Here is a 17,256-nt window from a genome sequence, read left to right on the forward strand (position 1 = left end):
GACATTGAACGGACGCGGATCAACCACTGCTACCTCCGCCGAGACGGCGATTGAAGGTGCCGGACAACGCCTCGCGAGAACCCATTTCCAGATGGGCATATAACGACCCGTTCAGACTACCGAGGCCGTTCGGCGCCCACAATGCGGACCATCCGCACGCGACCGGCCATTGCGGGTTTCCCTTCTCATTCTCCGTCGACGAACTGGATCAGTTCGTCGACGTCCATCTCCTCGATGCTCGACTCGTCCGGCCCGCCGTCCCTGCCCGCCGTCCCTTCCGTATGGTCCGTCAGGAGATCGACGATGCCGAGCTGCCGCAGCCTGTCGTACGGCAGGTCGTCGAACGCCTTGCGGATCGCGCGCTCGCGATCGTCGGCCGCGGGCGCCGCGATCTCGCCGGTGAGCCGGGTGAGCAGGAAGCCGGTCAGTGCCCTGGGCGCCGGGTAGTCGAAGACGAGGGTCGCCGGAAGGCGCTGCCCGGTACGGGTGTTCAGCCGGTTGCGCAGCTCGACCGCGGCGAGCGAGTCGAAGCCGAGGTCGCTGAAGGACTGCTCGGGGCGGATGTCGTCGGGATTCGCGTGGCCGAGGACCGACGCGACCTCGGTGCGGACCAGCTCGAGCAGCAGCCTGCTCTGTTCGGCGGCGGGCCGCCCGGCCAGCAGGTCGCGCACCCGCTCCGCCCCGCCCGGACTTTTCTTGCCCGCGACGGGTCGCGCGGGCCGGACCAGCGCGCGGAACAGTGCCGGCGGTTCGGGTTGCGCGCGCAGCGCTGCGGGGTCGATCGGGACCGCCACCACCGAGGGCCGGTCTCCCGCCCTGGCGAGGTCGAACAGCCGCAGTCCGAGCTCCGTGGAGAGGGGCGGCAGCCCGGCCCGCCGCATCCGCGCCCGCTCGGCCGCGTTGAGGCGCCCGGCCATGCCGTCCTCCTGTTCCCACAGGCCCCAGGCGATCGAGGTCGCGGGCAGGCCGCGCGCGTGCCGGTACTCGGCGAGCGCGTCCAGGAAGGCGTTGGCGGCGGCGTAGTTGCCCTGGCCCGCGCCGCCGAGGACGGAGGCCGCCGATGAGAAGAGGACGAACTGCGACAGGGCCAGGTCCCGGGTCGCTTCATGCAGGTTCCACGCGCCGTCGACCTTGGGGCGCAGGACGGCGGTGAGCCGGTCGCGGTCGAGTGACTGGATCACCCCGTCGTCGAGGGTTCCCGCCGCGTGGACGACCGCGTCCAGCCGGTGGCCTCCCGCCCGCAGTTCCGCCAGTGCCCGGGCGAGGTCGTCCCGGTCCGCGACATCGCACGGCATGACCGTGACCCTCGCCGATCCCGCCAGTTCCGCGACCAGGTCCTCCGTCTCCTGGGTCATCGTGGTCCGGCGGGCCAGCAGCACGAGGTGTTCCGCCGCGTGCTCGCGCACCAGGTGGCGGGCGATGCCGCGGCCCAGGGCTCCGGTTCCGCCGGTGATCAGCACGGTTCCGCCGGTGCCGGGGTCCGTCGCGGCTTCCGCCCGGCGGGCCTCGACGGGGACGAGGCGCGGAACACGGAGGTCGCCGCCGCGGATGAGGAGCCGCGGTTCGCCGGCCGTCTCCGCCAGGGTGATGGCCCGTGCCACCAGGGCCGTCGAGGCGGTGTCGTCAACGTCGATCAGCACGAACCGGCCCGGGTGCTCCGACTGCGCCGAGCGGGTCAGTCCCCAGGACGGCGCGCCTGCGAGCCGTTCGCCGTCGTCGGCCGCAGCCTGGCTGACCAGCACCAAACGCGCGTCCTCGAGCCGGGGCTCCTCCAGCCACCGCTGGAGCAGCGCCAGCATCCGTCCCGTCCTGGAGTGCACGGACGCGACGAGGTCTTCGTCCGGCGACGCGGCGGTGTCGGTGCCGGGCGGCCGGGTGACGACGTTGTCGGGAATCCAGCCGTCGTCCAGCTCTGCGGCGAGGCTCTCCCAGGTGGGGCAGATCCTCAGCTCACCGGCGGGCAGCCGGCCGAGCAGGCCGTCCCGGTCCGTGCCGAGCACGGCGATCCTCTTCGCTGCCCCCGCCCCGTTGAGGACGGCCGAAGCGGCGCCGTTCCCGGATTCGGTGATCCATTCGACGCGGGTCAGGACGTCCGCCGCCGAGTCGTCGTCGCCCTCGCGGATCTGCTGTTCGTTCACGGGGCGGGTCACGACCGAGGCGACCGTGAGCACCGGCCGTCCGGATCCGTCGGCCGCGGTGAGGGACGCCCGTCCGCCGCCGACGTCGAGACGGACGCGGAGTTCGGCCGCGTCGGTGGCGTGCAGCCTGACTCCGGCGTAGGAGAACGGCAGCTCGGACCCTTCTCGCAGGAGCCAGAGCGGATGCAGAGCGGCGTCGAACAGCGCGGGGTGCAGGCCGAACCTCTCCGTGCCCTGTTCGCTCTCCCGATCCAGATGGACCTCGCCGAAGATCTCGTCTCCGCGACGCCACACCGCTCGCAGCCCGCGGAATCCGGGGCCGTAGTCGAGTCCGGCAGCGGCCATCCGGTCGTACAGTTCCTCGGGTTCCACCGCCACCGCGTTCTTCGGCGGCCAGGCGTTCCAGTCGTAGGCCGGTTCGTCGTCCGGGGGCCGGTGCGGTGCCAGAGTGCCGGTGGCGTGGAGCTTCCAGGCCGCGTCGAGGGGCGCGTCCTCGGCTCGGGAATGGATGCGGATCGGGCGGTGGCCCTGGTCGTCGGCGACTCCCACCGAGGCGCGGATCTGGGCCGCGCCATGGTGAGGCAGCGGCAGCGGTGCGTGCAGCACGAGCTCGTCCAGGAGTTCGCATTCGGCCCAGTCGCCGGCGCAGAGCGCGAGTTCGGCGAAGGCGGTGCTCGGCACCAGGACCCGTCCGAAGACCGTGTGATCGGCCAGCCATGGCTGGGCCCTCAGGGAAAGGCGTCCGGTCAGCACGAGGCCATCGGTGCCGGGGAGTGCCACGACCGCGCCGAACAGCGGATGCGCGGCGCTGCGCTGTCCTGCGCCGGACACGTCCGCGCCGCCGGGATCGTTCTCGAGCCAGAAGCGCCGGTGCTGGAAGGCGTAGGTCGGCAGGTCCGCCCACCTTCCGCCAGCGGTGGCGGCACGCCAGTTCACGGGGGTGCCCGCCGCGAACAGTCCGGCGAGGGCGGTGAGCACGGAGGCGGTCTCGGAGCGGTTCCTGTGCAGGCCGGCCGTGGAGATCACTGTTTCCGGGACCGTCGTCGCGTGGTCGAGGCACTGGTCGATCAGGTTCGTCAGGCCTCCGTCGGGGCCGAGGACCACGAACCGGCGGGCTCCGGCCTCGGCCGCGGAGCGGATCCCGTCGGCGAAGCGCACCGCTTCTCGTGCGTGACGCACCCAGTATCCCGGCGTGCCGAATCCGCCGTCGGCCAGGCGGCCCGTCACGTTCGACAGCACGGGGATCCTCGTTGTGCCGACGGTGGCCTCGCTCGCGGCCTGCTCGAACGCGTCGAGCATGGGTTCCGTGAGGGAGGAGTGGAAGGCGTGCGACACCGCCAGGCGCTCGGTCCTGAATCCGGCCTCGACCGCGCGTTCAGCGACCCGCTCGACTTCCCTCTCACTGCCCGAGACGACCACCGAGACCGGGCCGTTCACCGCGGCGATGTCCACACCTGCCGACAGCAAGGGCGTCACCTCGGCCTCGGATGCCCGAACCGCCACCATCGCCCCGCCCTCGGGCAGGGCCTGCATCAACCCGGCCCTGACCATCACCAGACGCGCCGCGTCCCCCAACGACAGGACCCCTGCGACATGCGCGGCGGCGATCTCTCCCACCGAATGGCCGAGGACGAGGTCCGGGTGCACTCCCCAGGCCCGTACGAGCCGGAACAGCGCCACTTCGATCGCGAAGAGCAGGGGCTGCGCGAACTCGGTACGACGCGACGTCTCCTCGTCGCCTTCCCACAGCACTTTCCTCAGGTCCTGATGGGATCGGTCCGGAGGGGCTGACCGGTCGAGCGCTGCCAGCACCTCGTCGAGGGCTTCCGCGAACTCCGGGAAGGCCGCGTAGAGTTCTCGGCCCATGCCCGGCCACTGCGCGCCCTGGCCGGGGAACACGAAGACCGTCTTCTCCTCCGGCGCGCCTTTCCCGGTGGGGGTGTTCGCTGGGGGGACGTGTCCCGAGACGAGGTTCGCCGATGAGGCGTCCGCTCCGGCGGCGAGTGCCGTGGTTCCCGTGAGCATCTCCTGGCGGTCCCTGCCGATCACGACGGCCCTGTGCTCCAGCACCGGCCTGGACGCCAGGGTGAACCCGACATCCTCGACCGCCAGACCGGGATCACGGCCGACGCGCGCCGCGAGACGCTCGGCCTGCGCCCGCAACGCTTCCGGTGTCCTCGCCGACAGCACCCACACCGCGGTGCCATCGACGACCGGAGGGAGGTCCTCGGCTCCGGTGTCCTCTGGCGCCTGTTCGAGGATGACGTGGGCGTTGGTGCCGGAGATACCGAAGGAGGAGACGGCCGCTCTGCGCGGACGGCCCGTCTCCGGCCAGGACCGCTCCTCGGTCAGCAACCGCACAGAACCCGAAGACCAATCCACCTTCGACGTCGGCGCGTCCACGTGCAACGTCCTCGGCATGACCCCGTGACGCATCGCCTGAATCATCTTGATCACACCACCCACACCCGCGGCGGCCTGCGTATGACCGATGTTCGACTTCAACGAGCCGAGCCACAACGGCTCGCCCCGCCGGTCCGCACCGTATGTGCCCAGCAGTGCCTGGACCTCGATCGGGTCGCCCAGCACCGTCCCGGTCCCATGGCCTTCCACGACATCTACGTCATCCGCGCTCAGGCCACCGGCCGTCAGAGCAGCCTGGATCACCCGCATTTGCGAGGGGCCGTTCGGAGCCGTCAGGCCGTTCGACGCGCCGTCCTGATTCACCGCCGAACCCCGCACCACCCCCAACACCCGACGACCCGCCCCCCTGGCCGCCGACACCCGCTCCAACACCACGACACCCACACCCTCACCCCACACCGTCCCCCCAGCACCCTCACCAAACGACCTGCACACACCATCCACCGCCAACCCCCGCTGACGCGAAAACTCCACAAACGAACCCGGAGACGACATCACCGTCACACCCGCCACCACCGCCACATCACACTCACCCGAACGCAACGACTGCACCGCCCAATGCAACGCCACCAACGACGACGAACACGCCGTATCCACCGACACCGCAGGACCCTCCAAACCCAACACATACGCCACCCGACCCGACACCACCGAACCCAACACACCCGTCAAATAGCCCTCGACGGCCTCGTCACCCTTCGCACGGGCGGCCAATCCGTAGTCCTGGCCGAACACTCCCGCGAACACACCCGTCCGCGATCCCTGCAGACTCAACGGATCGATTCCCGCGTCCTCCAACGCCTCCCACACCACCTCCAGCAACAAACGCTGCTGAGGATCCATCGCCACAGCCTCACGCGGCGAAATCCCAAAAAACGCGGCATCAAAACCCGCCACATCATCAAGAAACCCACCCACCCGGACGTACGACTTCCCCGCCGCATCCGGATCAGGATCGAACAACCCCTCCACATCCCAGCCACGATCTGCCGGGAACCCCGACACCCCCACACCACCCGACGCCACCAAATCCCACAGCTCACCAGGAGAACCCACCCCGCCCGGGAACCGGCAGCCCATCCCCACCACGCCGATCAGAGCGTCGTCCACCGGGGCGCCGGACTTCGTCACCGGAGCCTCACCAGCAGGCTCCGCGGGCTCGGGGAAGAGCAGCCCGTACACATACCCGGCCAACCGCATCGACGTCGGATAATCGAACACCAACGTCGCAGACAGCCTCAACCCCGTCACCAACGCCAACCGATTACGCACCTGCACCGCACCCAACGAATCCAAACCAAGATCATCAAACTTGACACCGGCCCCCACCCCCACACCACCCACATGACCCAGCACCCCCGCGACCTGACGAACCACGAGATCCAGAACATCCCGTCGCCGGTCCGCCTCATCCAAGCCGGCCAGGCGGCGGCGCAGATCATCGGTGGAGTCGCGGGGAGGGGTGAGCCGCGCGGCGGGCACGAGTCCGGCCAGCAGCGGCGGCAGCACGCCTTCCGCGGCCCTGGCCCGCAACGCGGAGGTGTCGAAACGCGCGGCGACGAGCTGGCCGTTCGCGTGCCCGATCGCGGTGTCGAAGAGTGCCAGCCCCTGCTCGACCGGGAGGGCCCGGAGCCCTTCCCTGCCCAGGCGCGCGATGTCGGTCTCGCTCAGCCGCTCGGCCATACCACCCGATCCGGTCCATGCCCCCCAGGCCACGGACACTCCGGCCAGCCCGGCCGCTCTCCGGTGCGCCGCGAGACCGTCGAGGAACGCGTTCGCGGCGGCATAGTTCGCCTGGCCAGGGCCGCCGACCGTCCCGGCGATCGAGGAGAACAGGACGAACATGCTCAGTTCCAGATCCCGTGTCGCCTCGTGCAGGAACCACGCCGCGTCCGCCTTGGCCGCCAGGACTCGATCCAGCCGGGCAGGTGACAGCACCTCCACGACGCCGTCGTCCAGGACACCCGCCGCATGGACCACGCCCACCAGGGGGCCCCGGTCCGAGAGCCCGGAGATCAGTTCCCGCACCGCATCGCGGTCCGAGACATCGCATGACACGAGCTCCACCTCGACGCCGTCCGTGCTCAGCTCTCGCTGGAGTTCCACCGCGCCCGGCGCCTCCGCGCCTCTGCGGCTCACCAGCACCAGCCGTCCGACCCCGTGTCCGGCCACCAGATGACGGGCCACCTCCGCGCCCAGGCCGCCTGTCCCGCCCGTCACCACGACCGTCCCGCCGACGAGCCCCCCGTCGAGGAGGTCGGCGGACGGCGCGGGGCCGGCCGCTCTCACGAGCCGGGCCCCGTACGCCACTCCGGACCGCACCACGACCTGCGGCTCGCCCGCGGCGACCGCGGGACCCACCAGCGTCGCCAGCGCCGCGGCATCGGTGTCGGTGTCGGTGTCGATCAGGACGAAGCGGCCCGGATGCTCCGCCTGCGCTGACCGCACCAGTCCCCACACCGCGGATCCGGCCAGATCCGCGATGTCCTCGTCAGGCAGCGCGACGGCGCCACGGGTGACGATCGCGAGCACGGCCGACGCGTAGCGCTCATCCCTCAGGCACTCCTGGACCATCGCCAGGGCACGGCCGGTCGCGGCACGCACCCCTTCCGGCACCTCTGCGGGGCACGGCTCGAGCTCGGCGACCATCACCGTCGGTTCCGCGCCATCGGCCGTGATCTCGGGCCACCGCCGCCACACCGCCGGGCCCGTCCCGCTGTCCGAGGCCGGGAGCGGCGACCACTTGATCTCGTGGAGTCCGTGGCCTGAGGCCGCGCCGAGCCGGAGCGGCGAGACCGGCCGTGTGACGAACGACCGCACCGACAGCACGGTGCGTCCAGTGGCGTCGGTCACCCGCACCGAGACCGCGTCCGGTCTCCCGGCCGGAGCGATCCTCGCCCTCAGCACCGGCCCCGCCGCCGCGTGCTGCCGGATCCCCTCCCAGGCGAACGGCAGCGCCACGCCCTGGCCGTCGCCGAGGGGACCCTGTCCGCCCGGAATGAGCAGCGCCGCGTGCATGACCGCGTCGAGCAGGGCCGGGTGAACCCCGAACCCCGCGGGTTCCACGCCGTCGGGCGCCGCCGAGATCTCGGCGAACACCTCTTCGTCCCGGCGCCACAGCGCCCGCACGCCCTGGAAGGCGGGGCCGTATCCGTACCCCCGGTCCGCGAGCTCCGCATAGCCGTCGCCGATCTCGACGGCCTCCGCTCCGGCCGGCGGCCACCGCGTCGCCTCGGCCTCGGTATCCGATCCGTCCTCTTCGTCGGTGCTCAGGACGCCCTGAGCGTGGAGCACCCACTCCGTCCGCTCGTCGCCGGCCGGCCGGGCGTGGATCGACACCGCACGCGCACCCGGCTCCGGGTTCTCCCGGTCCGTGGCCGCCACGGCCACCGAAACGTCCACCGCTCCGCCCGCCGGGATGATCAGGGGCGCCTCGAACGTCAGCTCCCGGACACCGCTGCGGCCCACCTGCGCGCCCGCGCGCACCGCGAGCTCGACGAACACCGTCCCGGGGACGGTCACCCGCCCGAAGATCGTGTGATCGGCCAGCCAGGGCTGGGCCCTCTCCGACAGGCGGCCCGTCAGCACCACCTGGTCGGATCCGGGCACGGCGACGACGGCGCCGAGCAGCGGATGCCCGGCAGGTTCGAGTCCCGCGCCGCTCACGTCCGCGAGCTCCGGCCGCGGCTCCGGCCAGTACCGCTCATGCTGGAACGCGTAGGTCGGCAGATCCGCCCACCGGCCTCCGATGGGCGCGAGTGCTTCCTGCCAGTCGACCGGCGTGCCCGCCACGAACTGCTCCGCCAGTGTCTCCCACACGGACGCGTTCTCGGAGAGGTTCCTGCGCAGCCCGGCCGCGACGAACGGCCCAGTGCCGGGGCCGCCGTCCTCGAGGCACTGGGTGATGAAGTTCGTGATGCCGCCGTCGGGGCCGATCACCACGAACCGGTGTGCCCCCTCCGATGCCAGGAGGCCGATGCCGTCGGCGAAGCGCACCGCCTCTCGTGCGTGACGTACCCAGTACTCCGGGGCCGCAGGGCTCTCTTCGGTGACTCCGCCGTCGAGGTTCGAGACCATCGCCGTCTGCGGTTCCGCGAACGACAGGCGTGCCACCTCGTCGGCGAACGCGTCGAGCATGGGTTCCATGAGGGAGGAGTGGAAGGCGTGCGACACCGCCAGGCGCTCGGTCCTGAACCCTGCCTCCGTCGCACGTTCAACGACCTGTACCACCTCCTCCTCACCGCCCGAGAGGACCACCGAGACCGGGCCGTTCACCGCGGCGATGTCCACACCTGCCGACAGCAACGGCACCACCTCGGCCTCCGGCGCCCGAACCGCCACCATCGCCCCACCCGTCGGCAGCGCCTGCATCAACCCGGCCCTGACCATCACCAGACGCGCCGCATCTCCCAACGACAGGACCCCCGCCACATGCGCGGCGGCGATCTCCCCCACCGAATGCCCCAGGACGACATCCGGGTGCACCCCCCAGGCCCGCACCAGCCGGGACAGGGCCACCTCGACCGCGAACAGCAGCGGCTGCGCGAACTCGGTACGACGCAACGTCTCCTCGTCGCTCTCCCACAGCACGGCATGCCAGTACGGAACCGCCGAACCGGCGTCCGCGGGCAGCTTCTGATGGGTGCCGAGCGCTTCGAGCACTTCGTCGAGTTCTCGTGCGAAGACAGGGAACGTCTCATACAGTTCGCGGCCCATCCCGGGCCACTGGGCGCCCTGGCCGGGGAACACGAAGACCGTCTTCTCCCTCTCGGACCGGCCGCGTCCTTGGGCTACCGGTCCTGAGATGACGCCGGGTACGGGTCTGCCCTCGGCCAGCGCGGTGGTTCCCGTGAGCATCTCCTGGCGGTCCCTGCCGATCACGACGGCCCTGTGCTCCAGCACCGGCCTGGACGCCAGGGTGAACCCGACATCCTCGACCGCCAGACCGGGATCACGGCCGACACGCGCCGCAAGACGCTCGGCCTGCGCCCGCAACGCTTCCGGTGTCCTCGCCGACAGCACCCACACCGCGGTGCCATCGACGACCGGAGGAGGATCTTCGGCCCCGGTGTCCTCTGGCGCCTGCTCGAGGATGACATGGGCGTTGGTCCCGGAGATGCCGAAGGAGGAGACGGCCGCTCTGCGCGGACGGCCCGTCTCCGGCCAGGACCGCTCCTCGGTCAGCAACCGGACAGAGCCCGAAGACCAATCCACCTTCGACGTCGGCTCGTCCACGTGCAATGTCCTCGGCATGACCCCGTGACGCATCGCCTGAATCATCTTGATCACACCACCGACACCCGCGGCGGCCTGGGTGTGACCGATGTTCGACTTCAGCGAGCCGAGCCACAACGGCTCGCCCCGCCGGTCCGCACCATAGGAGCCCAGCAGCGCCTGAACCTCGATCGGGTCACCCAGCACCGTGCCCGTGCCATGGCCTTCCACCGCGTCCACGTCGTTCGGATTCAGCCCCGCGTTCGCCAACGCGGCCCTGATCACCCGCACCTGAGAAGGACCATTCGGCGCCGTCAGACCATTCGACGCACCATCCTGATTCACCGCCGAACCCCGCACCACCCCCAACACCCGACGACCCTCCGAACGAGCAGCCGACACACGTTCCAACACCACAACACCCACGCCCTCACCCCACACCGTCCCCCCAGCACCATCACCAAACGACCTGCACACACCATCCACAGCCAAGCCCCGCTGACGCGAAAACTCCACGAACGAACCAGCGGACGACATCACCGTCACACCACCTACCACCGCCAGATCGCATTCGCCCGAACGCAACGACTGCACCGCCCAATGCAACGCCACCAACGACGACGAACACGCCGTATCCACCGACACCGCAGGACCCTCCAAACCCAACACATACGCCACCCGACCCGACACCACCGAACCCAACACACCCGTCAAATAGCCTTCGACACCCAGCCCACGCCCATCCGCCTGATCACCTCCGGCGCGCGCCGCGAGCCCGTAGTCCTGGCCGAAGACCCCCGCGAACACACCCGTCCGCGAACCCCGCAGACCCAGCGGATCGATCCCCGCGTCCTCCAACGCCTCCCACACCACCTCCAACAACAAACGCTGCTGAGGATCCATCGCCACAGCCTCACGCGGCGAAATCCCAAAAAACGCAGCATCAAAACCCGCCACATCATCAAGGAACCCACCCGAACGCACATACGACTTCCCCACCGCATCCGGATCGGGATCGAACAGCCCCTCCACGTCCCAGCCACGATCCAAAGGAAACCCCGACACCCCCACACCACCCGACGCCACCAAATCCCACAGCTCACCGGGAGAACCCACCCCGCCCGGAAACCGGCAGCCCATCCCCACCACACCGATCGGCTCGCCGCCCGCGGCCGCACCCACGGCAGGCAGCGCCTCGGCATCGGATCCGCCGGGCTCGGGCAGAAGCAGTCCGCGCACGAACTCCGCGAGCCGGACCGGTACCGGATAGTCGAAGATCATCGTCACGGGCAGGCGCAGGCCCGTCACCGCCGTCAGCCGGTTGCGCATCTGAACCGCGCCCAGCGAATCCAGCCCGAGGCGTTCGAACGGTTCGCCGGGGTCGACGTCGGGGCCGCTCGCCCGTCCCAGCACCTCCGCCACCGCCTCGCCGATGAGTTCCATCAGCGCCCGATCCTGAGCCGGCCGATCGAGCGTCCGCAGGCGCGCGGCGAGGACCGCGGCGAGGGACTCGTCGGACTCCGTCCACTCCCCGCCCTCCTCGACGAGCTCGCGCACCAGCGGTGCGAAGTCGGCGGGCAGGCGTTCGGCCGACAGCCGTGCCGCCAGGACGGTCGCCTCTGCCATCGCTGTCGCCGCGTCGAAGAGCGAACGGCCTTCCCTGTCGGTCAGCGGCACGACCACCTGCTGTTCCGCCGCGCTCCCGCGCGGGCTCCAGCCCACGAACCGGGAACGGCCTCCCGCGCGACGCCGGTTCGCGGCGACGGCGCTGACGAAGGCGGCCGCCGCGGCCCGTATCGGGACCCCCAAAGCCAGGACATGCGCGGGATCGGCCACGAACACCTGCTCGGGTCCCTGAGGGTGCGCGCACGCGGCGTCGACGGCGGCCGCGGTCCGCATCGTGGCCAGGGGCTCGGCTTCTTCCCCGATGACCACTGCGCCGGGCGCCGATTCGCTCAGCGCGGCGCCGAGACCGGCCGCCGGAGTCCCCGCCAGCGAGATGATCCTCTCCGTCCGGTGGGCGCGCTCGAGATGCTCCCCTATCGGTTCGGCCGACGCTCCCACCAGGGCGACCATCGAACCGAGGCCGGCCGCCGGCATGGCCTGCCCGGCCGGGATCCGGCTCAGCCGGGGGGCCAGGATCTCCCCGCGCCGTACGGCCAGCCATGGCGCGCCGGCCACCGCCGCCGTGGGCAGGGCCTCCCCGGACTCCGGGTGCGTGTCGAGATCGATCAGGATCAGCCGTCCCGGATGGTCCATCTGCAGGGACCGCACCGCCCCGGCGAACGCGGCGTGAGCCGGGTCCTGCTCGCCGCCGGCCGTCGTGGCGGCCCTGGTCACCACCGTCAGCACCGCGTCGCGTGTGGTCAGCCGCTCCTCCAGCCGGGCCACCAGGCCGAGGACCGCGGCATGGACGGCGTCGGCGGACCGGTCCTCGGGGTCGGGGCAGAAAAGGAACTCCGGCTCGACGGCTCCGGCGATCTCCTCCCCGGCATCTCCGCCGCGCCGGGTGACCCATTCGAGGGCGAAGAGCGTGTCGTGCTGGGTGACGGTGGTGGCACGCCAGCGCATCGGCTGGTCGAGCAGACTTCGGCGGGAGATCTTTCCCGAGGTGGTGCGCGGGATTTGCGTGACCTCGAAGAAGTCGCGCGGCACCTTGCCGCCCGGCAGCCGCCTGCGGCACTCCGCGATGATCGGATCGAGGTCCGCTCCCGGCGGCTCCAGGACCGTCAGCGCGATCGGAACCTCGCCCAGGGTCTGATGCGGCACGCCGGTCACGGCGACGTCCCTGACACCCGGCAGCCCGAGCAGCACCTCCTCGATCTCGGTCGGATGGAGGTTGGCGCCGCCGCGAATGATGACGTCGTTGACCCGCCCGGTGATCCGCAGGTGGCCGAACTCGTCCCGGACGCCGATGTCGCCGGTGTGGTACCAGCCGTCGCGCAGCACCTTCGCGGTCGCGCGGGCGTCGTTGTGGTAGCCCGACATGAGGCCCGCGCCGTGCACCCGGATCTCGCCCTCGGTTCCGGCGGGTGCCTCCACTCCGCTGACCGGGTCGACGATCCGCAGGCTCAGCCCCGGCACCGGCAGACCGCACGAGCCCGCCGGAGTTCCGCCGCCGGGCCAGGCCATCGTCATCAGCCCGCTGGTCTCCGTCGCACCGTAACCGTCGAGGAGCGGGACGCCGAAGGCCGTCTCCACCGAACGGCGCAGCGCCTGCGTGGTCACCGAGCCGACCGTGACGCAGCACCGCAAGGAGCCGGTCCGCGGTTCCGCCTGCCCCGCCGCCTGGACGAGGTAGTGGTACATCGTGGGAACGCCGATGAGCAGGGTGATCGGCTCGCGCCGCAAGCAGTCCATCAGCGGCCCCGCCGAGTACCCGTCGACCAGGGAGACGCTCGCCCCTGCGGCGGTCGCCCCGAGCACGCCCAGGCTGTGCCCGAAGGAGTGCGACAGCGGCAGCGGCCACAGCACGTGGTCGCGTTCGGTCAGTCCCATGATCGGGGCATAGCAGGAAGCGGTGATCCACAGTGAGGCGCGCAGGGTGGAGCGCACGCCCTTCGGGTCACCCGTCGTGCCCGAGGTGTAGAGGATCCACGCGACGTCGTCCAGGCCGAGTTCCTCAGGCGGCGGCCCGTCCGGTTCGGTGGTCGCCAGGGCCTCGAACCCGAAGGTGCGGGCCGATCGATCGGCGGCCGCCGGGTCGTCCGCGACGACCAGACGGAGCCCCGCGAACTCCGCCACCACGGCGCGCATCTTCTCCAGATGTGCCGCGTCGGTGATCAGCACGCAGGCTTGGCTGTGCCCGAGGATGTAGCGCAGTTCGTCCTCGGTCGAGCGTGCGTTGACCGGGACCGCGACCCCGCCCGCCCGAACGGCGCCGAGATAGCTCTCGACCATCTCCACCCGGTTGCCGAGCATGATCGCGACTCGTCCGCCGCGTTGCAGGTCGAGGGCGTGGAGATGGCCGGCCAGCCGCCGGGTCCGCAGCTCCAGATCCTGGTAGTCGACGCTTCGGCGTCCGTCGGAGTAGGCCATCCGGCCGGGTTGCCGTGACGCGTGCCCGGCCAGGATGTCCGACAGGGGCCTGATCAGATCCGGACGCAACATGCCGGGGTCTCCCCTTACTCGACCGTGTACCCCTGCTGCGCCCGCACGGAGGCGATCGCTTCGATTTCGACCAGCAGGTCGGAGCGGCAGATATCGACGTTGAGGTAGGCGATGCTCGTTTCCCGGTCGTCGAAGTAGCGGGCGCACCTGCTCGCGACGAGAGGGATGTCGGTCGATCGGCGTACATACACCTTGACCGCGTCGAAACGCAGATCATCGCGCTTGATCCGCACGTCGTGCCGCTCGAGGTTGGCGGCGCTTATCAGCTGGTCGATATTGCTCAGCGCCACGTAGCACTGGGCTTCGACGTCGCCCACGTGCTGGGTCTCGTGACCGATGATGCTCGCCGTTCCCGAGATGAACAGCCGCTGCGATTCCCCGTTGCCGCCGGCCTGCGCGAGATAGGTCGCTCTGGCGAAGGAAGGTGCTTTCGGGCCGTAGCGCACGGGATAGCGGTAGGCGGGGACCTGATGCGGATTCTCGATGTGGGTGGCGCTGCCCATCCTGCCGCTGAGCAGGTAGAAGCTCAGCCCGTCACCGAGGGATCCCGCCCCCGTCGCGGCCGGCATGTCCTTTCCGTGAAAGGCGAAGGCTTCGGCTCTGCCGACGCAGAAGTCCCGGTAGGTCTCCATTCCGGACTCGTTCGGATCATTGATGGATCCGAGGTAGTTCCACATCCGGAAGAGGTCGGGAAAGCCGAGCTGGTCGGTCAGCTCGAAAATGTGCGAGTACGCCCTCTCGGCATCACGTGCATAGCCGCCTGAGGCCGGGATGTAGCCCGCGCAGAATAAACGTTCGTCGTCATGGGCGTACACCAGTTCCTCGTACCGGCCCGTGGTGACGGCCTGTGCCGCCGACCATGTCTCGGTGAATTCGTGCTGGCGGCCGTGCGTCATGTGGATGGGAAGCTCCACCGCTCCCCCGGCCAGCGTGGGACCGGCTCCGTACGTGCCGAAGCGAACATTGGCGAGTACGCCGGCGCCGGCCGCGTCGCGCCCTTCCAGCAAGCTCGCGACCGTGGTATCGGTCATCCTGTCGCTGATGTGAAACACCTCACCCGGAGTTCCTAGAACCTGGCTGTGCAGCACAGACAGATATACCTAAAGTCGGCTTCGGGGAGCCTAGCCCGGCGACTCATCGCTATCAATCAGACGTGCGACCGGCACCATGGTCGTCTGCGGATATTCCGCACCCGACCGCGGCCGCGACGCCTCTCTCCTCCGCCGCTTCCGACACGTCACGGGAAGTTCCCCGGATAGCGGGAAGGCTGCATCGATATATTCGCCGTCCAGCCATATGCTCGAAGAACCGGCCCCCGTAGCCCAATGGCAGAGGCAAGCCCTTTAAAAGGCCATCGTTGTCGGTTCAACTCCGACCGGGGGTACAGATTCGTTCGCGATGTCGTACTAAACCGCCGTTTCACTTGCCCGGTCGCCAGCCAGGCCGGGCAGATGCGTTCACTCTCGCTCCGCTATGGGCCACGCCCGGCGCAGGCAGGCGATGGCGCATTCACCTGGCGCCCATAAATCGCTACCATCTGCAACTGCATGGCCTCCGGTCAGGGATGCACGGCTTCCCGAGGGAGGGACACACAGAACTTCCGTACTGGCCGTACGGTCAATGCCGCCGCCGCGCCCCTACAGATGTCAGCGCCAGTTTACAAGGGCCCCGGAACGACTAATCGCGCTTCCGCGGAGATCCCGATTTCCGCCTAACGGGGCTACTCGAGGAGAGGCCATAGAGGCCGCCTTTGTCCCAGGTTGGCCAAGACCGCGCTATGGACGCGGCCTTGCCCGGCTACGCATTATGGGCGCCATGAAATCACCCGCCGCTGGGGTTCTCCACGGCCACAGCCTTTTAGTGCGAAGCGTCCGGCGGCCCGGCCGGATGCAAGCGCCGAACGGGGGGATGGGGCCGCCCGTGCCGACTTCACCGCGCACGGTATGTCCTCGGTTGACCAGATGATGTCCGTTTCGATCGCGCGAATCCGTCCGGCTGTCGTTCGGCCGGCGCGGAACGGCCGGAACGGTCCCGCACGTCCCGCCGCCCGACGCCTCCTCGACCCGAGGCGCCGGACGGCCGCACCGCCGTGCCCCGGGGGTTTCTGCGCACACTCCATGTCAGGCAAGGCTTCCGACAAGAACGAGGGAAAAGGGAGGTCACATGGATGAGGTGACCGAACCTCAGGACGACCACGAGGTTCACGAGGTTCCGATCGCGACGCTTCTGCCCGCCTATTCTCCGCGATCGGCGACCGACAAAGGGCACGTCCGGACCCTGGCCGAGGCCGAAGGCTCGCTTCCACCGATCATCGTCGACCGCGCCACGCTCCGGGTGGTGGACGGCATGCACCGGCTCCAGGCCGCCCTGTCCCGAGGCGCCGAGACCATTTCCGTGAGGTACTTCGACGGGGACGAGCCCGCGGCGTTCGTTCTCGCCGTCCGCCTCAACAGCGAGCACGGGCTTCCGCTGACGCTGGCCGAACGCAAGGACGCGGCCCTGCGCATCATGAACTACCACCCCGAGTGGTCGGACCGGGCGATCGCCGCCATCGCCGGGCTCTCGGACAAGACCGTCGGGGCGATCCGGCGCCGGGCCGGTTCGAGCATCGCCCAGCTCGACGTCCGGATAGGCCGCGACAACGAGTCCCATCCGCTGAACCCCAAGGAGGGGCGGCTTCGCGCGAGCGAACTGTTCGCCGAGAATCCGACCGCTTCCACCCGCGAGGTCGCGAGGCTGTCCGGCATCTCGGCGACCACCGCCAAGGACGTCCGCAACCGCCTGCTGCACGGCGAGGACCCGGTGCCCCCGCGGCAGCGGATCACCAAGCCGATCCCCGCCGAGGCGGCGCCGATCAAGGTGAAACAGCCGATCCAAAGTCTGCACTCCCACGACCGCAGGCGCGCGATCGACCGTCTCAAGGCCGATCCGTCCCTGCGGTTCTCCGAATCCGGGCGCATGCTCCTGCGGTGGCTGGACGTCATGGCCAACCAGAAGGACCAGTGGGACACGATCGCCAACAACCTCCCCGGGCACTGCGCGCAGATCGTCGCGGAGCTCGCCCGGCAGTGCTCCGACGACTGGCAGCACTTCGCCGCCACGGTCGAGCACCGCATCGACGCCGTCTCTTAGAGGAGTGAAGATGAGCACCAATCCTTTCGACGACGAGAACGGGCGCTTCCACGTGCTGGTCAACGAGGAGGAGCAGTACTCCCTCTGGCCGGCGTTCGCCGAGGTGCCCCATGGCTGGCGCATCGTGTTCGGCGAGGACGGCCGGGCCGAGTGCCTCGCGTACGTCGAGCAGCACTGGACGGACATGCGCCCGAAGAGCCTGCGCGCCGCCATGGCGGCCGATGGGCAGGGCGGGTGA

General features: G+C 70.1%; 4 protein-coding genes and 1 tRNA gene. 3 read left to right on the top strand and 2 right to left on the bottom strand.

Going from position 1 to position 17,256, the window contains the following annotated elements:
• Positions 1-185: 185 nt before the first annotated feature.
• Positions 186-13,886, bottom strand: coding sequence for an SDR family NAD(P)-dependent oxidoreductase (locus ABD785_RS21550; RefSeq protein ID WP_344831152.1), 13,701 nt, complete (start codon positions 13,884-13,886; stop codon positions 186-188).
• Positions 13,887-13,900: 14 nt separating this feature from the next.
• Entirely contained in the window at positions 13,901-14,974 is a 1,074-nt protein-coding gene (locus ABD785_RS21555; RefSeq protein WP_344831155.1) for an FkbO/Hyg5 family chorismatase, read from the bottom strand.
• A 223-nt stretch (positions 14,975-15,197) separates the two neighbouring features.
• Between ABD785_RS21555 and ABD785_RS21560 the strand changes: the two genes are divergently transcribed.
• The 3 genes from ABD785_RS21560 to ABD785_RS21570 all read left to right on the top strand — a co-directional run bounded on the left by ABD785_RS21560 (position 15,198) and on the right by ABD785_RS21570 (position 17,256).
• Positions 15,198-15,270, top strand: a tRNA-Leu gene (locus ABD785_RS21560).
• Between the two features lie 779 nt (positions 15,271-16,049).
• Positions 16,050-17,018 (top strand): ParB N-terminal domain-containing protein, encoded by a 969-nt coding sequence (locus ABD785_RS21565; protein WP_344831158.1) that lies wholly within the window; start codon positions 16,050-16,052, stop codon positions 17,016-17,018.
• 10 nt (positions 17,019-17,028) lie between these two features.
• Complete coding sequence (locus ABD785_RS21570; RefSeq protein ID WP_344831161.1) at positions 17,029-17,256, top strand: MbtH family protein; 228 nt, start codon at positions 17,029-17,031, stop codon at positions 17,254-17,256.

The sequence above is a fragment of the Actinocorallia longicatena genome (assembly GCF_039534125.1).
GTDB lineage: Bacteria > Actinomycetota > Actinomycetes > Streptosporangiales > Streptosporangiaceae > Actinocorallia > Actinocorallia longicatena.

What these genes read in the sequence shown, in the direction of transcription:
- ABD785_RS21550 (WP_344831152.1), bottom strand. Translation starts at nt 13,886, where the DNA reads ATGTTGCGTCCGGATCTGATCAGGCCCCTGTCGGACATCCTGGCCGGG.
- ABD785_RS21565 (WP_344831158.1), top strand. Translation starts at nt 16,050, where the DNA reads ATGGATGAGGTGACCGAACCTCAGGACGACCACGAGGTTCACGAGGTT.
- ABD785_RS21570 (WP_344831161.1), top strand. Translation starts at nt 17,029, where the DNA reads ATGAGCACCAATCCTTTCGACGACGAGAACGGGCGCTTCCACGTGCTG.